This window comes from Arthrobacter sp. TJ-254 (assembly GCF_058269175.1).
In genome coordinates, this window is the sequence record NZ_JBZCNF010000006.1 from 158,987 (window position 1) to 182,527 (window position 23,541).

A 23,541-nucleotide genomic window follows, 5' to 3' on the forward strand; every position below is an offset into this window, starting at 1 on the left:
CGCGGTGGCGCCATTTTCCACCTGCCCGGCGTTTTCCACATGCCCTACGGGGCCTCCCGCCGCTGTCCTGGCGGCCGGCCTCCTAGCTGCCGGCGTCCACCTCGCCGTTCGCGACGGCGTCGGCGTACGTGCTGAGGTCCGGCCCCGGCTGGAAGTCGACGAACTGGGGTTGGAGCTTCTGGAAGAGGAACTCGTAGACCTCTTCGCGGCTGCGCCCGCCGAGGGTCTGCGCCGCTTCTTTCACCGCCTCCTGCAGCGCGCGGTCGGCGTCAAGCAGGATCTTTTGGCGTGCTTCTTCGTTCCAGCCGATCGTGTTCAGTTCCATGAACAGCTCCTCCTGCAGTGGAAAGGGTTGAAAAGACACGCCGGGGGCATGCCGGCACGCTCAGTCCGAGCCTAGGTGCGATCCCGGACAAACCCAACGGGCAATCCGGGCCCGTCGGGGAAGTTGCCCCGTGCGCGGGTTGGAGCTACCGCGGGTAGAACGCCCGCTCAAGCAGGCGGCCGAGCTGAGCGGTTTCGGCGAGGAAGGCGTCATGGCCGATGCGCGAGGTGATCAGCGACACCGGCACCTCCCCCGGAAGGGCGGCGGCAAGCCGGTAGGACTGTTCGGCCAGGTACAGCCGGTCCGAATCAACCGCTGCGATGAGGAACTCGGCGGTGGCCCCTGCGAGCGCCTGCTCCACCGATCCGCGCCCGCGGGCGGCGTCGTGGCTCATCAGAGCCTCGGTCAGGATGAGGTAGCTGTTGGGGTCGAAGCGCTCGGCGAGTTTCTCCGCCTTGTGGTCGAGGTAGCTTTCTACCGCGTAACGGCCCCGCTCAACCGACCGGACGGCCCCGAGGGGCCGCTCGGCGCCCTGGGCGGCATTGCCGAAACGGTCCTCAAGCTCGGATTCCGACCGGTAGGTGATGTGCGCGATGCGCCGCGCCAGCCCGAGCCCGGCCGCGGGCGGGTCTGCCTCGTCGTAGTCGCCGCCGGCGAACGCCGGATCGAGCCGGATCGCCTGCAGCTGCGCCTGCCCGAAGGCGATCTGCTCAGCGGAGCTCGCAACCGTGCACGCTATGACGGCACAGCGGGCCACGCGGTGCGGATACATCAGGGCCCATTCGAGGGCCCGGGCCCCGCCAAGGGAGCCTCCGATCACCGAATGCCAGCGGCGTATGCCCAGCTGGTCGGCAAGACGTGCCTCGGCGGCAACCGAGTCGCGGATCGTGACGAAGGGAAAGCGCGAACCCCAGCGGCGTCCCGACGGGTCCGGACTCGTGGGGCCGGTGGAGCCGTAACAGCCCCCGAGCATGTTCGCGCACACAACGAAGTAGCGGTCGGTGTCGATGGCCCTGCCCGGACCCACGAGGGGGTCCCACCACCCTTCCTCGTCGGAAGCACCCCGGGCCACATGGGAGCTGCCGGTCAGGGCGTGCTGGATCAGGACGGCGTTCGAGGCGTCGGCGTCGAGCGTCCCCCACGACTCGTAGGCAAGGCTGACCTCGGGCAGGCTGCCGCCCGTTTCGAGCCCCAGGGCCCCGATCGCCGCGGTGCGCAGCAGCCCGTCGGCACTGCGGTGCGGGGCCTCGGTGCTCGCACGGGCGGCGCCGGGAGGATAGACACTCACGCCGCGCTAAGCCCCCTTCGCGGCGCGGAAACCGGCGTCGAGGTCCGCAAGGATGTCCGCGATGTTCTCCAGCCCGACCGAAAGGCGCACGAGACCGGGGCGGACTCCGGCCGTGAGCTGTGCTTCGGCTCCGAGCTGGCTGTGCGTTGTTGAAGCCGGGTGGATCACCAGGGAGCGCACGTCCCCAACGTTCGCCACATGGGAGTGGAGTTCGAGCCCGTCGACGAAGCGCTTGCCGGCCTCGATTCCGCCGGCGATGTCGAAGGAGACGATGGCACCGGTGCCGTTCGGCCCGTACTTCAGCCCGCGCTCGTACCAGGGGCTTGAGGGAAGTCCGGCATAGGCAACGGATTCGACGTCGTCGTGCAGTTCAAGCCACTCCGCGACGGCGCGGGCGTTGGCGATGTGGCGTTCCATGCGCAGGCTGAGCGTTTCGAGGCCCTGTGCGATCAGGAAGGCGTTGAACGGGGAGATTGCTGAGCCGAGGTCGCGCAGGAGCTGCACGCGCGCCTTGAGGATGTAGGAGAGATTGGCGCCAAAGGCGCTTCCCACCCCGAGGTCCCGGGCGTAGACAAGCCCGTGGTAGCTCTCATCGGGGGTGTTGAAGCCGGGGAACTTTTCCGGGTCGCGGCCGTAGTCGAAGCGGCCCGAGTCGACGATGACGCCGCCGATGGCGGTGCCGTGGCCGCCGAGGTACTTGGTGGCGGAGTGGACAACGATGTCGGCACCCCACTCGATGGGCCGGATGAGGTACGGGGTCGAAACTGTCGCATCGGCGATCAGCGGGATGCCGTTGTCGTGGGCGACCGCGCTGATTCCCTCGATGTCGAGCACGTCCTGGCGGGGGTTGGAGACGACCTCGCCGAAGAACGCCTTGGTATTGGGCCGGACGGCGGCGCGCCACTGCTCGAGGTTGTCGGGGTTCTCCACGAAGGTGGTTTGGATCCCGAATTTCCTGAGGGTGTGCCGGAAGAGGTTGTAAGTGCCCCCGTACAGGCTCGGGCTTGCAACGATGTGGTCGCCCGCCTCGGCGATATTGAGGATGGCGTAGGTTTCGGCCGCCTGCCCCGAGGCGAGCAGGAGGGCACCCACCCCTCCGTCGAGTGAGGCGATGCGCGTCTCAACGGCCTCCTGGGTGGGGTTGCCGATGCGCGTGTAGATGGGGGCAAGCTCCGTGAGGGCAAAGCGGTCGGCGGCGCTCTGGGCGCTGGGGAAGACGAACGACGTCGTCTGGTAGATGGGCAGCGCACGCGCGCCGGTTGTTGAATCGGGGGTCTGGCCGGCGTGGATCTGCCGGGTTTCAAAAGACCAGTTGCTCGACATGGCGCTCCCTCTGTTGCTCAAGGGGCCCCGGTCGACGCCGCGCCATCGAGGCGACGGTGGATCGGTAAGGACCCGCGCTTGCGCAGCGTCCCTGTGACACTGCGCCTGGTCTTCACCCGGGGCACCCCACCGCGGTTGGAGGGTTGCCGGCCAGCAAGCCGGGGCTGTGTGCTGGCACTCATGACCTGCCTCAATGAAAGCCGAGGGACCGGATTTCGGCAACCCATATGACTTCCCGTTAAGTAAGGTGCTCCTAAGTCGAGACGGGCGTCACAAAGTGCCACTATGTAGCCATGCGCTTGGACCATGTTTCTTATGCCTCTGAACCTGATGGACTCGCTGCCACCGCGGAGCGTATTTCGGCCGCGCTGGGCGTAGAAGCGGTGAAGGGTGGTGTCCACCCCCGTTTCGGCACACGGAACATGATTCTGCCCCTCGTCAACGGCCAGTACGTCGAGGTGGTCGAGACCCTGAACCATCCCGCCTCGGACAAGGCACCCTTCGGCCAGGCCGTGCGGTCCCGGTCCGAAGCAGGCGGCGGCTGGATGGGCTGGGTAGTCGCGGTCGATGACCTCACGCCGTTCGAAGAGCGCCTGGGCCGGCGCGCCGTGCCCGGCAACCGCAAGTTCCCCGACGGCCAGGAACTCACCTGGCAGCAGATCGGCATCAAGGGCCTGATCGCCGATCCGCAGGTCCCCTACCTGCTGCGCTGGGACGACGGCACCGAAGCACTCCACCCCTCGCAGGCACGCCCTGCGACCGCGCGGCTCGACTCGCTGACCATCGCCGGCTCCTGCGCACGCGTGACCGAGTGGCTCGGAATGCCCGTCGAAGCGCCCCTGGGCGAGGTGTCGGTCAAGTGGATTGCTCCGAACGGCACCCCGGGGCTGATGTCGGTGACCTTCGACACCGCGAACGGCCTCGTCGAGATCTAGTACCGGATTCCCCCGGAGTCCGGCATGGCCCAGCGGCTCGCCGTCGTCGTCCCGGTGTTCAACGAGCCCGGGATCGACCGCACCCTTGAGGCGCTGTACCGGCAGTCGGACCGCACCGGGATGGTGCTCTATGTGGTGGACAACGGCTCGTCGGATGACACCCGGGTGCGCATCGAGGCGTTTGGCCGGCTCCGGCGCGACTTTCCGCTCGTGGTGCTCGATGAGGAGCAGAAGGGTACCGGCGCGGCGGCCGACACCGGTTTCCGCAGGGCCATCGCCGACGGTTTTCCGTTGGTGGCGCGCACCGACGGCGACAGCGAACCCCGGCCGGACTGGACGGCGCGGATCCGCCGCACGTTCGCCGGGTACCCCTCGGTGCAACTGCTGGGCGGCACGTCCGTGCCCCTGCCGGACGCCTACCGGCGCCGGTTTGACCGCGTGCTCCTCGCCTTCCTCTTCCCTGCCCTCCGCGGAGCCCTCGCGCTGCGCCACCGCGACCCGGCTTGCCTTCGCATTGTCGCCGGCCACAACCTTGCCGTCCGCTCGTCCGCCTATGAGCGCGCGGGCGGTTTTCCCCGCACGTCGATCGATGAGCGCGACGAGGATGTCGAGCTCACCCTTCGGGTGGCCCGCACGTTCGGCCGGCGGGCGGTCCGCATCGACCGGCGGCTGAGAGTCGCCACGTCGATGCGCAGGATCCGCCGTTACGGGGTGCTGCGCACCGGCCTGCGCCATCTGCGCGCCGGAGCGGGATCCGGCGGTTCCTTGCCCGGCGGGCCGCCCGGCGGGTCAACCCACTTGCCGTGAATGCTCAGCCGCCCACCCCGATTGCCGGTCCGAGCAGGGCGAACCCGACGAACCCAGTGATGTCGAGGGCGGCGTGGGCAACGACGAGCGGCATGACGCGCCGGGTCCGGGTGTAGATGTAACCGAACACGAGCCCCATTGCCGCGTTTCCCAGGAACGGTCCGATGCCCTGGTACAGGTGGTAGCTGCCGCGCAGCAGGGCGCTCGTCACAAGGATGGCCGGCGCCGACCACCCGAGGGCACGCAGGCGTTCGAAGAGGTACGCCACCACGATGACTTCCTCGAGCAGTGCGTGCCTCAGGGCGGAGAGCACGAGCACCGGAACCGTCCACCAGTAGGCGTCGAGGGCCGCAGGGACGATCGCCGTCGTGACCCCCAGCGCCCGTCCGGCGGCGTAGACCCCGAGGGTCCCGACGCCGATGCCCGCGGCGAGGCCGAGTCCCAGTCCGAAGTCGACGGCGGGTTTCTCGAAGGTGAGTCCGATCTTCCGGAACACCGATCCCCCGCCGGCGCTGAGCAGGAACAGGACAAGCGCCACCGGAACCAGGGCGAAGAAGATTCCGAGAAGCTGATAGGCGAGGTCGAAGTACTCGCGGTCGTTGAGCACCGGGTTCAGGGTGCTGGTCTGCGCCGAGAGGGGCCCGCGGCTGAGCTTCTCGAGCAGGTCGACGATCGAATAGACGGCGGATTGCCCAAGGGAAAGCCCGAGCACCAGGAGGATTTCGCCGGTGGTGCGGCGGCGCTGCGCCGTGTCTAGCCGGCCGGCCGGGGCGGTGGGAGCGCGCATGGGCCTATCTTTCCAGCGGAAGCGGCGGATTCACAGCCGAAGGGATGAAGCGTCAGCGGATCCGCTGCCCGTTGCGCCACACGGCGCCGGTCAGGGGCATGCCCGGGCGGTAGGCGAGGTGGGTCACCGAGGGTGCGTTGAGCAACTGCAGGTCCGCCCGGTGGCCCACGGCGAGGGAGCCGACGGCGCGCGCACCGTCCGCGTCGGTTCCCGTGTGCCTGCCCAGGGCAAGGGCGCCGCCGTACGTGGCGGCACGGACCGCCTCGGAGACGCTCAGTCCCATCTGCAGGACGGCGGTGGTCACGCAGAAGGCCATCGAGGTGGTGTAGGAGGTGCCCGGATTGCAGTTGCTCGCCAGGGCCAGCTGCACCCCTGCGTCGATGAGGCGCCGGGCGGGAGGGAACGGCTGCCGGGTCGAAAGATCACAGGCCGGGAGGCAGGTTGCGACGGTTCCGCGCCCTTCCCCGCCGTCCCAGCCGGACCAGGACTGGGCAAGGGCGTCGACGTCCTCATCGCTGAGGTAGTTCGCGTGGTCGACGCTCGCGGCGGCGAACTCCACGGCGAGCGCCACGCCCTCGCCCGGGCCGAGCTGGTTCCCGTGGACGCGCAGGCCCATGCCGGCGTCCCGGCAGGCGGCGAGTACGGCCCGGCTCTGCTCGGGGGTGAACGCTCCGCGTTCGCAGAACACGTCGGCCCACGCAGCGTAGGGGCGGACGGCCTCGAGCATCGGCCCGCAGACCAGTTCCGTGTAGTCGTCGGCGCTGATTCCGGCCGGAACGAGATGCGCCCCCAGGAAAGTCACTTCGTCGACGGCGCCCGCGGCGATCCGCGCGCTTCGGGCCTCCTGCTCGACGTCGAGCCCGTAGCCGGTCTTCGTCTCAAGGTAGGTGGTGCCGCCGGAGGCGGCCTCCTCCACACGTCCGAGCAGGAGTCGGGTGAGGTCGTAGTCGCCGGTCCGGCGGGTGGCCTCGGTGGTCACGGCAATCCCTCCGGCGGCGTACGCCTCCCCCGCCATGCGCGCCTCGAACTCGGCGGTGCGGTCTCCGGCGAAGACTAGATGGGTGTGGCTGTCGACCCACCCGGGCAGGGCGGCCCGGCCGGCGGCGTCGTGGACCGTATCCGCGGCCGGGGCCGAGGCTGCCTGCCCAATCCAGCTGATCCTCCCGCCCTCGAGGACGACCGCCGCATTCGGGAGGACCCGCTGCTCGGCGTCCTGCGTTGTCAGTTCACCGATGTTGGTGACAAGGGTCGAACTCATTGCTGCTCCTGGTTGGCGGCGCCGGAGGCCGCGGCGTCGAGGTGGCTGATGGCGGCCGCAATCAGGGCGGCGGGGTCCCCAAGCCGCAGGTGCCGGCCGTTGCGGGCCCGGGGAAGGCCTCCGATGACGACGTCGGTCACATCGGCGGCGGTTGCGGAAAAGACGAGCTGCCCGGGACTGCTCCCTGCGGTGCGCAGTGATGCGGGGTCGACCGCCATCAGGTCGCAGACCTGTCCGGGCTCAAGCCCGGCGGCCGGGCGGCCCTGGGCGGCAAGCCCGTTGCCGCTGCCTGCGGTGAGGAGGTCGTCGGCGGTGAAGCGGGACCGCTGCCCCGAGGAAAGCCGCTCGCCGTATTCAAGGGTGCGCATCTCAAGCCAGGGATCGATTGCCGCGTGCTGGTCGGTGCCCAGGGCAATGCGCGCACCTGCCCGCTGCAGCTCAAGGGCGGGCCCGATGCCGTCGGCGAGGTCGGCCTCGGTGGTCGGGCACATCACTACTGTCGCACCGGCACCGCCAAGCAGACCGATGTCCCCGGGGGTGAGGTGGGTTGCGTGGACGGCGGAGAGCCGTCTGCTGAGCAGCCCGTGGCGCTCCAGGAGACCGGCGGGCGTGAGCCCCGTCGCTGCGAGGCAGGCCTCGTTTTCGGCGGGCTGTTCCGAGAGGTGGATGTGCAGCGGTATCTCGGGCGGGAGCCCTGCCGCGAGTTCGGCCAGGGCCGCTTCGGGGACCGCGCGCACCGAGTGGATCGCGGCCCCGAGGACAACCGGGGATTCCGGGAACCGGCCGGCAAGGGCCCGGCGGAGGGAGCTGTGCCGGCGGAGCCAGGCCGCGGCGGAACCGTCGCCGAAACGGGCTTGGGCGGGTTCGAGGGGAACCCCGAAGCCTCCGGTGAGGTAGCAGGTGTCGAGCAGGGTCAGCCGGATACCCGCCGCTTCGGCGGCGCGGGCGAGGGCGAACTCCATGGCGTGCGGCCCGTCCGCCGGGTTCGGGTCTGCGCCGCCCGCGGCTCCGGCGGAGGAGCCGTACGGCGTTCCGTTCCCTCGGTGATGCACGTAGTGGAATTCGGCCACGCTTGTCCAGCCGGTCACAACCATTTCCGCGAAGACCGCCGTGGCGAGTTCCTCGTACAGCTCAGGAGTGAGGGTGCGTGCCGCGGCGTACATCTGCTCCCGCCAGGTCCAGAAGCTGCCCGGGCCGCCGGCATGGGTGCGCCCCCGCAGCACCCGGTGGAAGGCGTGGGAGTGGGCGTTGGCCGCTGCTGGGAAGACGACGCCCCGCAGCACCGTGTCGCCGTCCTCGGCGGGCACTCCGGTTTCGACAGAGTCGACGGCTCCGTCACTCCGCAGCCGGGCCCGCACACCGGCGGTGATGCCCCGGCCCTCCCGCCACGCCGATTCGCACCACACCGGCCTCACGGTGTGCGCCTCACAGCAGGTCCTCGAGCACGTCGGCGAGCGCCGACGCTCCGGCGTCGGCGTCGTCGCGCTCGACGTGTTCCTCCGGGGAGTGGCTGATCCCGGTCGGGTTGCGCACGTAGAGCATGGCCGAGGGAACGATTCCGGAGAGCACCGCGGCGTCGTGCCCGGCGCCGGTGGGAAGCACCGGCGCACCGCCCAGTGAGTTGGCGAGCCCGCGCTGGAGGGCGGGGTCGAAGGCGACGGTTCCGCTGAGGGATTCCTCGGTGAGTGTCACCGAGCAGCCCTCGAAGGCCGCGGCCTTTTGGGCCTTGCCGTGGATCTTCTCCACGAGGGCGGCGGTCACGGCGTCGTCGGGGTGGCGCACATCGAGCCACAGGTCGACGCGCGAGGCGATGACGTTCGTTCCGCCGGGCACCGGCTGGAGCCGTCCCACTGTGGCCCGTGCATCCTCCTGGGCGCGGGCGGCCTCCCGCACTGCGAGAACGATCTGCGCCGCTGCAACCATGGGGTCGGCGCGGTCGGCCATAAGGGTGGTCCCGGCATGGTTGCCCTGCCCGTGCACCGAGAGCCGCCAGCGTCCGTGGCCGAGCACGAAGGAGCCGACCGCGACGGCGGAATCGAGGTCGGCGAGCCCGCGGCCCTGTTCGACGTGGAGTTCGATGAAGTCCCCGATGTTCCTCAGCGCCTCGTCGTCGCGCCCCATCCGGGAGGGGTCGAGCCCGGCGGCGCGGGAGGCATCGGCGAAGCTCGTGCCGTCGGCGTCGGTGAGGCTGCGCGCCCTGTCGGCGTCGATGGTGCCCGTGAGCAGGCGGGAGCCGAGGCAGGCAACACCGAACCGAGAGCCCTCCTCCTCGGGGAAGACGGTGATGGCGAGGGCGCGGTTCGGCTGCACGCCGCGCCCGCGCAGGACGTCGACCGCGGCGAGGGCCGAGGCGACCCCAAGGGGTCCATCGAAGGCTCCGCCGCCCGGCACGGAGTCGAGGTGGCTGCCGGTGACGAGGGATCCGGTGCGGCCGGCGCCCGGTACGTCCCACCACCCCCACAGGATGCCGTTACGGTCGGTCTCCACAGCCAGTCCGCGTTTGCGGGCCTCGGCTTCGAACCATTCGCGCAGCTCGTTCTCCGCCGCTGAATAGACCGGGCGGGAGTACCCGCCCCGGCGCGTGTCGCGGCCGACGCCGGTGATCGAGTCGAGCAGGGTTGAAACGGAATCCATCAAGCCTCCGGGGGTCTGGGCGAGGGCGAACGCGGTCGGCGTTCCGTGGCGGAGGGCGGCCGGGCGTGGATACCGGGCCGCGCGGCCGGCTACTGCTGCATCGGGATGCGCACGCCGCGTTCGGCGGCGACGTCGGCGGCGCGGGGGTAGCCGGCGTCGACGTGCCGGATGACGCCCATTCCGGGATCGTTCGTCAGGAGCCGCTCGAGCTTCTGCGCGGCGAGCTCCGTGCCGTCGGCAACCGAGACCTGGCCGGCGTGGATGGAGCGGCCGATGCCGACCCCGCCGCCGTGGTGGATCGAAACCCAGGTGGCGCCGGAGGAGGTGTTGAGCAGGGCGTTGAGCAGCGGCCAGTCGGCCACGGCGTCCGATCCGTCGGCCATTGCCTCGGTCTCCCGGTAGGGCGATGCGACGGAGCCCGAGTCGAGGTGGTCGCGTCCGATGACGATGGGCGCGGAAACCTTGCCTTCGGCGACGAGCCGGTTGAACAGCAGCCCTGCCTTGGCGCGGTCGCCGTAGCCGAGCCAGCAGATGCGCGCCGGGAGGCCCTCGAACTCGACATGCTCGGCGGCGGCGTCAAGCCAGCGGTGAAGATGGGTGTTCTCGGGGAACAGTTCTTTAAGCGCGGCGTCGGTGACGGCGATGTCGGCCGGGTCGCCGGAGAGGGCGACCCACCGGAACGGCCCGAGGCCCTCGCAGAACAGCGGGCGGATGTAGGCGGGGACGAAACCGGGAAAGTCGAACGCACGGGCATACCCGCCGGAGCGGGCCTCGTCGCGGATCGAGTTCCCGTAGTCGAACACCTCGGCGCCGGCGTCGAGGAAACCGACCATCGCCTCGACGTGGCGGGCCATTGAGGCCTGGGCCTTCTTGGTGAAGCCCACCGGGTCCGCGGCGGCCTCCCGTGACCAGTCCTCGAGGGCCACCCCTTCGGGGAGGTAGCTCAGCGGGTCGTGTGCGGAGGTCTGGTCGGTGACGATGTCGATGCCGATGCCGCGTTCGAGCAGTTCCGGGAACACCTCGGCTGCGTTGCCCACGACGCCGACCGACAGCGCCCGCTTTTCCGCCTTGGCGGCGAGGATCTGCGCGACGGCGTCGTCGAGCGAGTCGGCCACGGTGTCGAGGTAGCGCTTGGCGACGCGGCGGCGCAGGCGCGATTCGTCGACGTCGACAATGAGCACCGCTCCCCCGTTCAGGGTGACGGCCAGCGGCTGAGCCCCACCCATGCCGCCGCAGCCGGCGGTGAGCGTGAGGGTTCCGGCGAGGGTGCCCCCGAAGCGCTTCTCTGCAATGGCGGCGAAGGTTTCGAAGGTGCCCTGCAGGATCCCCTGGGTGCCGATGTAGATCCAGGACCCGGCGGTCATCTGCCCGTACATCATCAGTCCCTCGGCCTCGAGCCGGCGGAACTCGGGCCAGGTGGCCCAGTCCCCCACAAGGTTCGAGTTGGCCAGCAGCACCCGGGGGGCCCAGGGGTTGGTGCGGAAGATACCGACGGGCTTGCCCGACTGCACCAGCAGGGTTTCGTCGTCCTCGAGGTCCTCGAGCGAGCGCACGATGGCGTCGTAGGCCTCCCAGCTGCGGGCGGCACGGCCCGTTCCGCCGTACACCACCAGGTCCTCGGGCCGCTCGGCCACCTCGGGGTCGAGGTTGTTCATGAGCATCCGCAGCGGCGCCTCGGTCTGCCAGCTCTTGGCCGTCCGCGCCGTTCCGCGGGCTGCGCGGATGTTCCGGGACGGATCGTGGGTTGTGGCAGGGGACGCGGTGCCGCTGGCCTCGGTGGGGCTCATGCTGTTTCTCCTTCAGGGGTTTCTGGGATGCCGGGCAGGATGCCTGCGGCCTCGCGGGCCACATGCGCGCCGATCCCGGCTGACTGGTCTTCACTGATGCGGTAGCTGGGCACTACGACGCTCAGGGCAGCGGCGATGCGCCCTCCGGCGTGGACCGGGGCGGCGATGGCGGTGACGTCGGACTCCACGCCGTCGCGCACCACGACGTAGCCGGATTCGGGGACGTCGCCGGAGAGCACGGCACCCACCGCCGTCCCCTGGAGCGGAATGCTCCGGCCAACCCAGCTGGCGTGCCGGACGGAGTGCGTTCCTTCCCTGACGGCGAGGTAGACGCCGTGCCCGTCGTGGGAGGGGACGCTGAGGTAGGCCGATTCCCCGGTGAGGCCCACGAGCCGGTCGAGCGCGGCCTCGGCGAGGGAAACCAGCGATTCGGAGCTGAGCGCCTGCGCCCCGAGCTGCACCACCCGCAGCCCTGGACGGTACCCGCCGGCGTCGTCACGGCGTACGAAGCCTGTGGATTCGAGGGTCCGCAGCAGCCGCAGCGCTGTTGAGGCGGAGAGCCCCGCGTCGCGCGCCGCCTCGGCCAGGGTGAGGGTTCCGCGCTCGCACACGGCGCCGAGGAGCAGCAACGCCCGCTCGACGGTTCGGGTTGAGGCATCGGCCACCGGAATCCCCTTGCGCATAGGTCCCATTTGTATTTCACTTATTGAAACTCCATTTTCACTCAATGGCAATACTCTTGAGTGCTCCGCGAAGCGAGGCTCCCCCATGACCGCTCATCCGACCGCCGAGACAGTCACCCCCGGCACCGTCACTATCGGTACCGGCGCGCTCAGCCCGGACGACGTCGTTGCCGTGGCCCGCTATGGTGCCCCGGTGTCTCTGGCTCCGGAAGCCGTCGAGGCGATGTCCGCCTCGCGGCGCGTCGTCGAGCAGCTCGCCGACGACCCCACTCCCCACTACGGGGTCTCGACGGGCTTCGGAGCCCTGGCCACCAAGCACATTCCCCTCGAGCAGCGCACCCAGCTCCAGCGCAGCCTGATCCGCAGCCACGCCGCTTCCTCAGGCGCTGAGGTGGACCGCGAGGTGGTGCGCGGGCTGATGCTGGGGCGGCTTTCGACGATGGCGACCGGACGCACGGGCGTCCGCCCGGTTGTGGCGCAGACGTACGCACAGATGCTGAACGCGGAAATCACCCCGGTCGTTGGCGAGTATGGCTCGCTCGGCTGCTCCGGGGACCTCGCCCCCCTCTCCCACGTGGCGCTGGCGCTGATGGGCGAGGGCACAGTGCGGACCGGCGGCGGGGCGCTTGTTCCCGCGGTGGAGGCCCTCGCCGAAGCAGGCATCGCTCCGGTTGAGCTGCGGGAGAAGGAGGGCCTCGCCCTGATCAACGGCACCGACGGGATGCTGGGGATGCTCATCCTCGCCGCAGCGGACCTGCAGCGGCTGCTCGAAACGGCGGATCTTGCCGCAGCCATGAGCGTTGAGGGGCTGCTGTGCACCGACGCCGTCTTCGCCGAGGACCTCCATGCGCTGCGCCCCCACCCGGGCCAGCGCGACTCCGCCGCCAACATCCGCTCGCTCCTCAGGGGCTCGGCGCTCATCAGCGACCAGCTCACCTCGGAGACCGGCCGGCACCGTTTCACCCGCGTCCAGGACGCCTACTCGCTGCGCTGTGCGCCGCAGGTCCACGGGGCGGCACGCGCGACGCTTGCCCACGCCCGCTCGGTGGCGGACATCGAGCTCGGATCGGCCATCGACAATCCCGTGATCACCCCGGACGGCCGGATCGAGTCGAACGGCAACTTCCACGGCGCCCCGGTCGGCTACGTCCTCGATTTCCTCGCAATCGCCGTCGCCGACGTCGCCTCGATGAGCGAACGCCGCACCGACCGGTTCCTGGACAAGGCACGCAGTCACGGGCTCAACGCCTTCCTCGCCGATGACCCGGGCGTTGATTCGGGCCACATGATCGCCCAGTACACCCAGGCCGGCATCGTCTCCGAACTGAAGCGGCTGGCCAATCCAGCATCCGTCGACTCCATCCCCTCCTCCGCCATGCAGGAGGACCACGTCTCAATGGGCTGGGCGGCCGGCCTGAAGCTGCGCCGCGCCCTCGACGGGCTCACCCGCGTCCTTGCCATCGAAATCCTCACCGCCGCCCGCGCACTCGACATGCGCGACGGCGGCATCGCGGCGGCGCGCAGTTCCGAGGCTATCGCCGCCGTCCGGCGGGCGCTGCGCCGGGAGGTCGAAGGCCCCGGAACCGACCGTTACCTCGCCCCGGAGATCGAGGCGGCTCGCGTGCTCGTGGACAACGGCGCGCTGGTAGGAGCCGCCGAGGAGGCGTTGGGAGCGGCACTGGTCTGACGTGACGGCGCGGGCCGCTGGTGCACCGGCCGCCCGGGGGTGCCACCGACGTTTGTTAGGGTTGGCTAACAAACCCTCCTCGGAAAAGAGCCGCACCCTGCCATGACCGCACCTGCCGTGAAGAAGCCCCGCCGCCAGGTGGTGCTCAGCGTCCTCGAGACCACCCGGGTCAGCCCGCACCTAGTCCGGGTCATTGCCGGCGGTGAGGGATTCGCCGACCTGAACCCCAACGACAACACCGACAAGTACGTCAAGCTGCTCTTCGCCCGTCCCGAGCTCGGACTCCATCCCCCCTACGATCTTGAGGCGCTTGCGGGCCAGCTCCCGCCGGAGGATCTCCCGGTCAAGCGCACCTACACGGTCCGGTGGATGGATCCGGCACGGCAGCGGCTCGCCATCGACTTCGTTGTCCACGGCGACGAAGGGATCGCCGGCCCGTGGGCCGCACGCGCCCGGCCCGGCGACCGTCTAGTGCTCATGGGGCCGTCGGGGGCGTGGTCTCCGCGGCCCGACGCGGACTGGTACCTCTTTGCCGGCGACGAGGCGGCCCTCCCCGCCATCGCGGCAGGCCTTGAGGCACTCCCGAAGGGTGCCACAGGCACGGCCTGGCTCGAGGTGGACTCCGAGGCGGACACCATACCCCTCATTGCGCCCGAGGGCGTCACGGTCCACTGGCTGTTCCGCCGCGGCCGCCCGGCGGGCACGACGTCGCTGCTGGCCGACGCGGTGGCCTCCGCCGACTGGCCCGAGGGACGGGTTGACGCATTCGTCCACGGCGAGCGCGGCGCCATGAAGGCGCTGCGCGATGTCCTGTTCGCCCAGCGCGGCCTCGAGCGCGCCCAGGTCTCCCTGTCGGGCTACTGGGCCTACGGCCGGGCCGAGGACCGGTTCCAGGCCGAGAAGCGTGAACCGATCGGCAAGATCCTCGACTGAACGGGGCGCCGGGTCGGCCCTGACGCCCCTAACTTGCTTCGCGTGCGCGCTGGATGAAGGTGTCGAGGATCCGGCCGGCGATCTCGCTGTTGAATTCGCGGCCGTTGTCAGTGACCTGGGATGCGCCGGTTCCGTGAAGACGCCTGCCAAGGTACAGCAGCGCGGCGAGCTCGTCGGACAGGTCGGTGTCGGCCTCGGCCGTCTGTCGAAGCAGCCGCCGGTAGGCGGCCTGGAGGGCCGGGCCCGGACTGCAGCCGAGGTCGGTGCCGAAAATTCTCCGGCAGCGCTCGAACGCCGAAAGACCCTCGGCCGCCATCCCCGCGTTTTCGAAGGCGACGATCAATGAGTTCCAGGCCCGTTCGCTGAGTTGGTCATTCGAGACGGCGGTCTGTGCCAGGCGGATCGCTTCACCCGGTTCGCCAAGCAGTGATGCGGTTTCTGCGGCCTTGATCCGTGCCTCCTGAGCCGTAGCGGCATGGTCGAGGCGGGCTTCCTCCGCCCACTCCGATGTCAGCTCATGCCCCAGCAACGGTCCCGTGCACAACTCAAGCGCCGCCAGCAGGCGGGAATACGCTTCGGCCGGCGTGCACCGCCCCGCGGAGCGGACGAGATGGCGGAAGCGCACCAGATCCAGGTCGACTAGCTTCGCGTCGAGCACGTATCCGCCGTTGGCGGTACGCAGAGGCCCGGTCCGCGTGTGCCCCGGCTGGATGGTTCTGCGCAGGGCACTGACATAGCTCTCCAGTGTGGCCACTGCACCGCTTGGAGCCCGCCTGCCCCACAGCACTTCGATCAAACGGTCCTTCGACACGGGAGTGCCGAGCTGCACCAGGAGCACCTCAAGGATCAGCCGTGTCTTACATCCACCCAAATCTCCGGCGCGCAGGACCGTGCCGTCCCCACGCGTCACTGAAAAGTCGCCGATCAACTTTACGGAGATGGACCTTGGGAATTCCGCCTCTAGTTCCATAAGGTTCTTCAATTTCTCCGAGACAACACTCTTACAATCGTCCGAAGTGCCTGGCCAAAATCCTCTCTGTCGGACCATATCGGACGGTCTGCAGCAACCGTGGCACGGCCCGAACACCTCGGACAAGGAACACGGGTACTCGTTCCGCGGTTTCAGGCGGAAGACAAGTGTGAACCGTGTTGTCTATGAGTATCCGTACGAGTAGCAGAGCAGCGGGGCAGCGTCGCTGCCCCGCTGCTCTGCGGGTAAGCACCTTCTTTTCAGCCCACGTAGGGCAGTGCCTTACTGCGCGGATGCGTTTCGGCCTTCGCTGCCGCGGGAAGGCCGACGGCGGAGCACGTGAGCTCCTGGGCCGGATTGCCACCGAAGCGGCTGCCTGCGGGGAGGTCCTCGCCCTTCATGAGGAAGGAGTCGGCCTCAAGCACCGCACCGTCGCCCATGGTGACGCCGTAATGGACAAAGGCGTTGACCCCGAGGGTGCAGCCAGCGCCGATGGTGATCCCGTCGAGCTTGAATGCGCCGTCTTCCATCGAGTGGCACTGGATGGTGCTCAGGGCATTGAGCGTGCAGTAATCACCAATCGAGACGATCGTCTTTTCGGGGATGCCGCAACCGTCGTCGAAGACCCTCCGTCCGACCCGCACACCGAGCATTCTCCAGACGAAACTCTTGAACGGGGTTCCATTGAACAGCGGCTGGAAGGCTGCGTTGAGTTTCCAAAACCGCTCGTGCCTCCAGAAGCGGCTGTCGTAGATCGAGCAGAACACGGGGCTCATCCTTCGGAACCCCGTGGCGGCCCGCTCGATGAGGGTGAAGTAGAAGACCGTGAACACAAGCATGCCGGTGAAGCATGCGGCAACGATCAGCACGTCGAAGATGGTGTGGAGGGCAACGGCGAAGGAGCCGATTATGAGGGCAACGAAGGTGAAGATCCACCGGCTGAGCAGGTAGAAGGCGATGGTGATCCCGTTGTGGTTGTTCTTCGCGGGCAGGCGTGTCTTCACCTCCTCGGGCCGAATCGCCTTGAACTCGCTGTCCCGCTGCACCGACCGCGGGATTTCGAACGGCGGCGAGCCAAGCAAACCAACGTTTTCCCTAACTGGGCCGTCGACGGGTATAAGCACCTTCGTGGCGAAGAGGCAGTTGTCCCCGGTCCGGGCCTCCGAGGGATAGATGATGTTGTTGCCGAAGAAGCTGCGTGCGCCGATTGAGGTTGGTGAGATCTTGAACGAACTGTTAGAAAACTCGGTGTTCACGATCGACAGGCCGTCCGCGACCATTGTGCCGCTGCCGATCGTCGCGGCGTAGGGAGTCTCATGCTTGAGCGAAACGCCGAAGTTCGAGCCGGTCTGGACCAGGCCCGGTTGCTTGTATCCCAAGAGGCGCAGGTAATGGACAATCAGCGAGCTGTCCCCGGTCAAATGCATGAAGAATGGCAGGTTCGTCAGGCGGGCGATGGCCCCTTGGAGCATGTACGGCAGGCTGTACAGGGGATACACCTTCCCCGGCGTGAGGAACAGGTTCAGCAGGCGGGGTATGGTCACGACGGCGATCAGGCCGGTCACCACAGCGGTGACGAAGAGCACGAAGGACGCGGCAAGGGTGTCCACATAGAACTGCAGGTTGGAGTGGTCCAGGTGCTCCGTGGAGGTGTACGCCGGGATAAGCGTCGCGAGGCCGGCCAGGCCGATCGGAGCCACGAGGAAGACTCGGTTGATCACCGCGAAGGTGCCATAGGTGATCCGCCGGCGGGTGCTGCATTTCGCCGGGGCCACGGCCCGGTAGTCGGTGGTCGTGGGCTGCGCCGGCGACCCGTGCCACCGCTCGTTCGCCGGGATGGCCTGAGACGCATACAGCGATGAAGCGTGTCCGAGTTGTGAACCCTCACCGATCGACGAGCCGATGTCGAGGATGACGGCCTCACCGATGAGGACATCGGCCCCAATCGTCACGGTCCCGGTTTGGATTTGCCCGCGGTACGCCCGGTAGCCGAGGAACACCGTATCCTTGCGGATGACCGTTCCGGCGCCGATCGTCAGCAGGTCGGTGCAGACGGGCACGGCTGAGGCGAAGATCGCGACGTTCCGGCCTACCTTCGCTCCAAGCGCGCGCAGGTAAAGCGGATAAACGGGCGTCCCCACGAACATGCGCAAGGCGCTGTTCTGGATGAGCACCTTGACCACCCAGAACCGCAAGTAGCGCAGTGACCACACCGGTATTTCTTGAACCTTCCATCTGCCGATGAGCAGCCATTTGGCCACGATCGGCAGCAGGGCGAAGGCCACGAAGCTGACAACCCCAAACACGAACGAACGCAGGAGGACCTCGCCGAGGTTCTCCCCTCCGGACGCGAACCGATATCCGGCGAGCAGCACCAGGGACGCGGCGAAGGTCGATCCAAGGAAGAACAGGGCCTGAAGCGTGCCGCACAGGATGTAGGACGCTGTGCTGACAGGCGCGGGTGGCGGGGTATCCGGGCGCACCAGCTGTGCCGCCGTGGCTCCCGTCGGTTCGCCCAGCGAGGCGGCGAGGGACGCGATCGTCGGCTTGAGGTAAATCTCGCGCATGGGAACCGGTGGGACCCGCCCGTCCTTGCGCAGCCGGGCCGAAAAGTGCGCAAGCAGCAAGGAGTTCGTGCCGAGGTCGTTGAAGAAGTGGTCGGTTGTCGAGACCTTCTCGACCTGGAGCACCTTGGCTAGGGCATCTGCGAGGATCTCCTCTGTGGCGGTGACGGGTGCGGTGTAGGGTCCGCTGCTGCTGACGGCGCTGAGCTTGCTGACGGGCTTCGGCAGGGATTTGCGGTCGGCCTTGCCGCTGGTGAGCATGGGGATGACGTCGAGCCGGTCCAGGTAGGCCGGCACCATGTACCCGGGCAGCCGATCGCGGAGCACCTCAAAGATCATCGCCTCGTCGATCACCTCGGTGTCCTTGCGGAGGCTGTAGTAGGCGGCCAGCTCGGTGTTTCCCGGACTCGACTCGTGGGTGGTGACGACCGCCTGCGCTATCCCAGGGATCTTCAGCATCACGGATTCGATTTCCGTCAGTTCGATGCGGTAACCGCGGATCTTTACCTGGGTGTCGATCCGGCCGAGGTAGTCGATCTTGCCCTCCTCGGTGAACCGGCCGAGGTCCCCTGTTCGGTAGATCCGCCCCGACGGGTTGTTGGCGAGGTTGAGGAAGTCCGGAATGAAGGCACGGTCGGTGAGGTCCTGGCGGTTGACATAGCCCTTGGCGAGCCCGATGCCGGCCAGGGCGATCTCGCCCACCTCCCCGCGCGGAAGCTCCCGGGACTCGTCCGGGTCGAGGATAACGGCGGAGTAGGTGGGCAAGGGAACGCCGAGGGTGACCGGCTCGCGCGGATCAGCGACGGTCCACGTGGCGGTGACCGTGGCTTCGGTGGGGCCGTAGACGTTGAGGAACCGCCGGTCGGATCGATGCCAGCGGGCAATCAAATCGCGCGGGCAGGCCTCTCCGGAGACGAGGAGGAACCGCAGCTCGGGCAGGTCGTCGTCGATTGTCGCCAGGAGAGTGGGGACGCAGGCCATGGCGGTGACGTGCTTCTCGCGCAGGAAGTCGGCGAGGTCGGCACCGAGAAGGCTCGAACCGCGGGGCTTGGGAACGAGGGTCGCGCCCGCTATCCACGGCACCCAGATTTCCTCGACCGAGAAATCGAAGGCGATTGTCATGCCCTGGTAGAACCGGTCGGTGGGTGCCACTCCGTAGATATCGGCGGCAACCCGAACGAAGTTGCAGATGCTGGCGTGCTCGATCGCCACGCCCTTGGGCCTGCCCGTCGAGCCCGAGGTGTAGATGATGTAGGCCAGCTCGCCTGCCCCGTCCTGTCCGGGGATTGCGTCGAGCCGTGAGGGATTCTGGGAATCGATCCGGGGCTGTTCCGTGTCGACGAAAAGGGCCCTGCGCCCTTCGGGCACGAGCTCCTCGAGGTGGGACAGTGAAACCACAAGCGCCACGTTCGCGTCGTCGAGGATGTACTTCAGCCGGTCCGGTGGGAATCCCGGGTCCAAAGGGACATACGCGGCACGGATCTTCAGGACGGCGAGCATTCCGACGTAAGCGCACCAGGGCAGGTCGAACAGCAGGGCGATCCGGTCACCGGGGCGCGCTCCCTGCGCCAGCAGGTGGCGGGCGAGCTGGTTGGCCCGTGCATCGAGTTCGTCATAGGTGAGGGCGACATCTTCGGCATCGACAGCGAGCTGGCTGCTTCGGCCTTCGTTCCGCAGCCGGTCACACCGGTCCTCGAACAGGTGGTTCAACCGCTCGCCCGGTGTCCACCGGACGCCCTGTTCAGGGCGGGCCAGCGGCTTTGTGCGCACGCCATCCATGACGCGCCCCTTCGAGCGGTGGGTGCGGGTGAACGCCCTGCTGGCGGTAACCGGTTCGGCTACATGTCGCCCCATTCAGGTCTCCAATCTCTTCTGCGTGTCGGGACGGCGCCGTGCGCCGGGGTGCTTTCCTGCCGTCCCTGGTGGTGACGCCGGGCCAAGTGGCCGGTGCCGGGTTTCTCCAACCGCGGTGGTGCCCGCGGAAGCGTCGATGAACTGCATGGTCCCGGCTAGGCCGACGCCTCCTCGCCGGCAGGGACCAGGCCGAAAGCCGCACGGACGGCGTGGACGGCGGCGTCAAGCTGGCTGGTCCGGGTGACCGCCGCTATGCAGATTTCGGAGATCTCGACAAGCTCCATGTCGATGCCGGCGTCGGATAGTGCCCGAAAGAACGTTGAGAAGACATGGGGCGAGGACCGCATACCAAGTCCGGCGACCGATACCCTTCCCACATGCTCGTTGACCTCAATGCCTTCGAACGCGATGTCGGTCCGCGCCGACTCGAGCGCTTCCATGGCGGCGGGGGCCTGGGCTGCGGGAATGGTGAAGGAGATGTCGGTACGTCCGGTGTCGGCGGGCCTTGGGCTCTTGACGATCGTTTCCAGGGTCAGGCCCGATCCGGCGAGGTCGTGCACGATCCGGGCCGTGGAGTCCGGGCCCTCCGGCACCCCGACAACAGTGATCCGGGCGCTGGAATTGGCGCCGACCACCTCGGTGATCACCGGTTGTTCCCGTGCGGGTTCCCCGGCCCGCCGGTCGAGGCTCGGCAGGATCAGCGTTCCGCGGTGCTGGGCGAACGAAGAGCGCACATGGAGGGGGACTCCGAACCGGCGCGCGTACTCGACGCACCTCAGGTGCAGGATCTTCGCCCCGGATGCGGCGAACTCCAGCATCTCCTCGCTGGAGATCACATCGATCTTGCGGGCGGTGGGGACAACCCGCGGGTCGGCGGTGTAGACGCCGTCGACGTCGGTGTAGATCTCGCAGATGCTTGCGCCAAGCGCTGCGGCAAGCGCGACGGCGGTGAGGTCGGACCCGCCCCGTCCAAGCGTTGTGAGTGACTTCTTCCTGCGGGTCCGGCCCTGGAATCCGGCGACGACTGCGATTCCGCCCCGCTCCAGGCAGGAAACGATCCGCTCGGGCCGGACGTCGAGGATGTGCGCCTTGCCGTGGAGGTTGTCGGTGATGAGCCCCGCCTCACTGCCCGTGAAGGTGGTTACGTCCTCCCCGAGGTCCGCCAGGGCAAGCGCGAGGGCAGCCATCGACACCAGCTCTCCGGTGGCGATCAGGGCATCGAGGGCCCGGGGATGCGGGCGGGTCGAGACCGCAGCCGCAAGGTCGAGCAGCTCATCAGTTGTATCGCCCATTGCCGAAACCACTGCGACAACGCGGTGCCCTGCGGCCCGGGTCTCCGCGATGCGGCGGGCGGCGCGGAGGATCCCGGCCGCATCGGCGACCGAGGAACCGCCGTATTTCTGCACGATGAGGCTCGTGTCGGGACCCGCCGGGCGTGGTGCTCCTCCCGGGGCGCCCGCCGGGACCACCGAGGTGACCGCAGGTTCCGGCAGCAGGGGCGCTACAGAGGAAAGCTCGGGCCCGGATGGAGCATCGGATCCATGCAGGAAATTATTCAAGGCGGCCTCCTGGGTCAATCAGGAGCGGGGTGCAGGGTTTGGGCTTCGGTCACCTTTCGACTGTGTGACCAGCACCTTGGAAAAACCTTGGGCGGGAGCCGTTCTTGACCTAGGCAGTGCCCCGTGATCCGCGGAATACCGCCAATGCCGCGGTGAATCCCCGGGGCAGCCCGACGGTACGGGGCGTGATGTCCCGGGTCTGCCACTGGCCACTCATTTGCTGCCCGCCAGGCATGACCGGAACGGCCGCGGAGACGTCAAGACTCGACGGATCAAGGTCCATGCCGGTGCCCAATGCCTTCAGCACCGCCTCCTTGCGGACCCAGAACCGTATCGTCGAGGCGGTGCGCCGTGCCTTCCATACCCGGGAGAGCTGTTTCAGCTCCCCCGGCGCCAACGCAACCTCCTCGAAGCCGTCAGGTCCCGGCAGCGGGGGGCCTTCAAGGTCGACCCCGAGGCCGGAGATGCCGGGATCAACACTTCCCGCGCTCAGGCACCAGTCCCCGGACCGGCTGAGGCTCATTCGGAGGGCGGGTTCGGTGCCGTGTCCGGGCAGGGTGTACCAGGGCTGGCCGTGGGCACCGTCTCCCGGGGAGCAGGTGGGACACCGGTAGTCTGCCCGCAGCCGCTCGGGGGCCTCCTGCACCAGCCGGGCGGCGTGTTGCCTGAGCAGGATGCGCCCGGCAAGGAACCGCTGGCGCTGGGCCGGCTGGCGGAAGGCGGCGGCCCTGCGCCGCTCCGTGTCATCGAGCAGGACGGCGAGTGCGGGGTCCACTTCGGAGAGGCGCCGCGCGGCGAGAAAAACGCCGTCGACGAGGCCTTCTGCCGCGTTTTCCATTTCGCCTCCGGAGCCGGCGGGAAGAGCCGGTGTCCGCCTTCGCGGCCGGACCCTGACTTTTCCGTAGTTGGTGACATCCATCACAGCCTATGCCTACGAATGGTAGGTAGGCTTGGCCGTCTCAAAGGCACTTCTGCGTCGATGGGCGACCGATGAGGTTCATCGAAGGAGGACCTGAATGAAATCCCGAACACGATTGGCGGTCGCCGCCGGCCTGGTGGTTGCAGCGCTCACCTCATGTTCTTCCCCGCCGCCGCTTGTCCCGACGTCGGCCAGCGACGCCGACGAGATTCGGGAAGACGTCGGCGATCGCGATGTCTTCGCCCATGTTGAGGCACTGCAGGCCGTCGCCGACGCGGAGGGGGGAACCCGCGCCTCCGGCACCTCCGGCTACGAGGAGTCGGCCCGGTATGTCGAGGAGCAGCTGCGCGAGGCCGGGTATGTACCCGTCCGGCAGCATTTCAGCTACCGCAATGACTGGACCGGCCAGGAAGTTCAATCCTTCAACATCCTGGCGGACAGCCCGGGCAGCGCCGAGCACACCGTTGTGGTGGGCGGGCACCTCGACTCCGTGGCCGAAGGCCCCGGGATCAATGACAACGCAACCGGTGTGGCCGCCATCCTCGAGACTGCCGCCTGGTTGGCGGAAAGCGGGATCGAGCCGGCCAACCGGGTCCGTTTTGCGTTTTGGGGCGGCGAGGAAGACGGATTCTATGGCTCAAACCACTATGTCGCCGAACTGAGCGGGGAGGAGGTCGACAGGACGGCCCTCAACCTCAATCTCGACATGGTCGGATCACCGAACGGTGTCCGTTTCGTCTACGACGGCGACGGCTCGGATTCGGACGGCGGGCCGAAGGGCTCGGACGCCATCGAGAATGTCTTCCTCGATTATTTCGAACAGAACGAGCTGGCCACCGAGCCAGCGTTCCTGGACGGCGGGTCGGACTACCTGGCCTTTCAGGAGGCCGGGATCGCGGTCGGCGGGCTATTCACCGGGGACACCGGAATCAAGACCGACTCAGAGGCGCGGCTTCATGGTGGAACGGCAGGGCGGGTCCACGACCCCTGCTACCACGAGAGCTGCGACACCATCGACAATGTTGACCCCGAGATGCTCAGCGAAATGACAGGGGCCCTGGCCTACGCGACAAGGGCTTTCGCAATGGCTCCGCCGCCGGAGTAGGTCCGCCGCCGGAGTAGGTCCGCCGCAGGACCCGGCCCGGGTCCGCCATCTCCGCCTGGACGCGCTTCAATGGCCCAGCGGGGGCTGCCCTTGCAGCAGGACCCGCATCGTGCGGCATACGGC

General features: G+C 68.4%; 18 protein-coding genes and 1 riboswitch. Of the genes, 5 read left to right on the forward strand and 13 right to left on the reverse strand.

Annotated features, from left to right (window positions below; translation table 11 throughout):
* Nucleotides 1-82: 82 nt before the first annotated feature.
* The 3 genes from AC4D14_RS17070 to AC4D14_RS17080 all read right to left on the reverse strand — a co-directional run bounded on the left by AC4D14_RS17070 (nt 83) and on the right by AC4D14_RS17080 (nt 2,936).
* The gene (locus AC4D14_RS17070) at nt 83-325 is read right to left on the reverse strand and encodes a hypothetical protein (protein WP_490903857.1); all 243 of its coding nucleotides are present in this window, start codon (nt 323-325) and stop codon (nt 83-85) included.
* 145 nt (nt 326-470) lie between these two features.
* Nucleotides 471-1,613, reverse strand: a complete 1,143-nt coding sequence (gene metX, locus AC4D14_RS17075) for a homoserine O-acetyltransferase MetX (RefSeq protein WP_490903858.1) — start codon at nt 1,611-1,613, stop codon at nt 471-473.
* Between the two features lie 6 nt (nt 1,614-1,619).
* A complete protein-coding gene (locus AC4D14_RS17080; RefSeq protein WP_490903859.1) occupies nt 1,620-2,936 on the reverse strand; it encodes a bifunctional o-acetylhomoserine/o-acetylserine sulfhydrylase in 1,317 nt (438 codons plus the stop codon).
* A 69-nt stretch (nt 2,937-3,005) separates the two neighbouring features.
* Nucleotides 3,006-3,122: riboswitch (SAM riboswitch) on the reverse strand.
* 107 nt (nt 3,123-3,229) lie between these two features.
* On the opposite strand from AC4D14_RS17080, the gene AC4D14_RS17085 reads away from it, so the two are divergent.
* Together AC4D14_RS17085 and AC4D14_RS17090 are read left to right on the forward strand one after the other, a co-directional pair.
* The gene (locus AC4D14_RS17085; protein ID WP_490903860.1) at nt 3,230-3,871 is read left to right on the forward strand and encodes a VOC family protein; all 642 of its coding nucleotides are present in this window, start codon (nt 3,230-3,232) and stop codon (nt 3,869-3,871) included.
* Nucleotides 3,872-3,895: 24 nt separating this feature from the next.
* A complete protein-coding gene (locus AC4D14_RS17090) occupies nt 3,896-4,678 on the forward strand; it encodes a glycosyltransferase (RefSeq protein ID WP_490903861.1) in 783 nt (260 codons plus the stop codon).
* A 4-nt stretch (nt 4,679-4,682) separates the two neighbouring features.
* Here the strand turns inward: AC4D14_RS17090 and AC4D14_RS17095 are convergent, their stop codons facing one another.
* From AC4D14_RS17095 to AC4D14_RS17120, 6 genes are all read right to left on the reverse strand, one after another.
* On the reverse strand, nt 4,683-5,465 hold the full coding sequence (locus tag AC4D14_RS17095) for a CPBP family intramembrane glutamic endopeptidase (protein WP_490903862.1): 783 nt from the start codon (nt 5,463-5,465) through the stop codon (nt 4,683-4,685).
* A 52-nt stretch (nt 5,466-5,517) separates the two neighbouring features.
* The gene (gene hutI, locus AC4D14_RS17100; protein ID WP_490903863.1) at nt 5,518-6,723 is read right to left on the reverse strand and encodes an imidazolonepropionase; all 1,206 of its coding nucleotides are present in this window, start codon (nt 6,721-6,723) and stop codon (nt 5,518-5,520) included.
* Complete coding sequence (locus AC4D14_RS17105) at nt 6,720-8,138, reverse strand: formimidoylglutamate deiminase (RefSeq protein ID WP_490903864.1); 1,419 nt, start codon at nt 8,136-8,138, stop codon at nt 6,720-6,722. Before AC4D14_RS17105 ends, hutI begins: the two co-directional genes overlap by 4 nt.
* Before the next feature lie 10 nt (nt 8,139-8,148).
* A complete protein-coding gene (locus tag AC4D14_RS17110) occupies nt 8,149-9,357 on the reverse strand; it encodes an allantoate amidohydrolase (protein ID WP_490903865.1) in 1,209 nt (402 codons plus the stop codon).
* Between the two features lie 89 nt (nt 9,358-9,446).
* Entirely contained in the window at nt 9,447-11,144 is a 1,698-nt protein-coding gene (hutU, locus tag AC4D14_RS17115; protein WP_490903866.1) for a urocanate hydratase, read from the reverse strand.
* The gene (locus AC4D14_RS17120) at nt 11,141-11,827 is read right to left on the reverse strand and encodes an IclR family transcriptional regulator (protein ID WP_490903867.1); all 687 of its coding nucleotides are present in this window, start codon (nt 11,825-11,827) and stop codon (nt 11,141-11,143) included. Before AC4D14_RS17120 ends, hutU begins: the two co-directional genes overlap by 4 nt.
* An 85-nt stretch (nt 11,828-11,912) precedes the next feature.
* Between AC4D14_RS17120 and hutH the strand changes: the two genes are divergently transcribed.
* On the forward strand, nt 11,913-13,514 hold the full coding sequence (hutH, locus tag AC4D14_RS17125) for a histidine ammonia-lyase (protein ID WP_490903868.1): 1,602 nt from the start codon (nt 11,913-11,915) through the stop codon (nt 13,512-13,514).
* 102 nt (nt 13,515-13,616) lie between these two features.
* The gene (locus AC4D14_RS17130) at nt 13,617-14,447 is read left to right on the forward strand and encodes a siderophore-interacting protein (protein WP_490903869.1); all 831 of its coding nucleotides are present in this window, start codon (nt 13,617-13,619) and stop codon (nt 14,445-14,447) included.
* Between the two features lie 28 nt (nt 14,448-14,475).
* Here the strand turns inward: AC4D14_RS17130 and AC4D14_RS17135 are convergent, their stop codons facing one another.
* From AC4D14_RS17135 to AC4D14_RS17150, 4 genes are all read right to left on the reverse strand, one after another.
* Nucleotides 14,476-15,357: an AfsR/SARP family transcriptional regulator gene (locus AC4D14_RS17135; RefSeq protein WP_490903870.1), complete on the reverse strand. Its 882-nt coding sequence runs from the start codon at nt 15,355-15,357 to the stop codon at nt 14,476-14,478.
* A gap of 320 nt (nt 15,358-15,677) precedes the next feature.
* Entirely contained in the window at nt 15,678-19,835 is a 4,158-nt protein-coding gene (locus AC4D14_RS17140; protein WP_490903871.1) for a Pls/PosA family non-ribosomal peptide synthetase, read from the reverse strand.
* Nucleotides 19,836-19,990: 155 nt separating this feature from the next.
* Nucleotides 19,991-21,304 (reverse strand): aspartate kinase, encoded by a 1,314-nt coding sequence (locus AC4D14_RS17145; protein WP_490903911.1) that lies wholly within the window; start codon nt 21,302-21,304, stop codon nt 19,991-19,993.
* Between the two features lie 199 nt (nt 21,305-21,503).
* The gene (locus AC4D14_RS17150) at nt 21,504-22,232 is read right to left on the reverse strand and encodes a 4'-phosphopantetheinyl transferase family protein (RefSeq protein ID WP_490903872.1); all 729 of its coding nucleotides are present in this window, start codon (nt 22,230-22,232) and stop codon (nt 21,504-21,506) included.
* A gap of 178 nt (nt 22,233-22,410) precedes the next feature.
* Between AC4D14_RS17150 and AC4D14_RS17155 the strand changes: the two genes are divergently transcribed.
* Entirely contained in the window at nt 22,411-23,418 is a 1,008-nt protein-coding gene (locus tag AC4D14_RS17155; RefSeq protein WP_490903873.1) for a M20/M25/M40 family metallo-hydrolase, read from the forward strand.
* The last annotated feature ends 123 nt before the right edge of the window (nt 23,419-23,541 follow it).

Excerpts from the sequence above, each read along its gene's own strand:
- AC4D14_RS17155 (WP_490903873.1), top strand. The coding sequence starts at position 22,411 with ATGAAATCCCGAACACGATTGGCGGTCGCCGCCGGCCTGGTGGTTGCA.
- AC4D14_RS17120 (WP_490903867.1), bottom strand. The coding sequence starts at position 11,827 with ATGCGCAAGGGGATTCCGGTGGCCGATGCCTCAACCCGAACCGTCGAG.
- AC4D14_RS17110 (WP_490903865.1), bottom strand. The coding sequence starts at position 9,357 with ATGGATTCCGTTTCAACCCTGCTCGACTCGATCACCGGCGTCGGCCGC.
- AC4D14_RS17130 (WP_490903869.1), top strand. The coding sequence starts at position 13,617 with ATGACCGCACCTGCCGTGAAGAAGCCCCGCCGCCAGGTGGTGCTCAGC.
- AC4D14_RS17090 (WP_490903861.1), top strand. The coding sequence starts at position 3,896 with ATGGCCCAGCGGCTCGCCGTCGTCGTCCCGGTGTTCAACGAGCCCGGG.
- hutU (WP_490903866.1), bottom strand. The coding sequence starts at position 11,144 with ATGAGCCCCACCGAGGCCAGCGGCACCGCGTCCCCTGCCACAACCCAC.
- AC4D14_RS17150 (WP_490903872.1), bottom strand. The coding sequence starts at position 22,232 with ATGGAAAACGCGGCAGAAGGCCTCGTCGACGGCGTTTTTCTCGCCGCG.
- hutH (WP_490903868.1), top strand. The coding sequence starts at position 11,913 with ATGACCGCTCATCCGACCGCCGAGACAGTCACCCCCGGCACCGTCACT.
- hutI (WP_490903863.1), bottom strand. The coding sequence starts at position 6,723 with ATGAGTTCGACCCTTGTCACCAACATCGGTGAACTGACAACGCAGGAC.
- AC4D14_RS17080 (WP_490903859.1), bottom strand. The coding sequence starts at position 2,936 with ATGTCGAGCAACTGGTCTTTTGAAACCCGGCAGATCCACGCCGGCCAG.
- AC4D14_RS17070 (WP_490903857.1), bottom strand. The coding sequence starts at position 325 with ATGGAACTGAACACGATCGGCTGGAACGAAGAAGCACGCCAAAAGATC.
- AC4D14_RS17085 (WP_490903860.1), top strand. The coding sequence starts at position 3,230 with ATGCGCTTGGACCATGTTTCTTATGCCTCTGAACCTGATGGACTCGCT.
- AC4D14_RS17140 (WP_490903871.1), bottom strand. The coding sequence starts at position 19,835 with ATGGGGCGACATGTAGCCGAACCGGTTACCGCCAGCAGGGCGTTCACC.
- AC4D14_RS17095 (WP_490903862.1), bottom strand. The coding sequence starts at position 5,465 with ATGCGCGCTCCCACCGCCCCGGCCGGCCGGCTAGACACGGCGCAGCGC.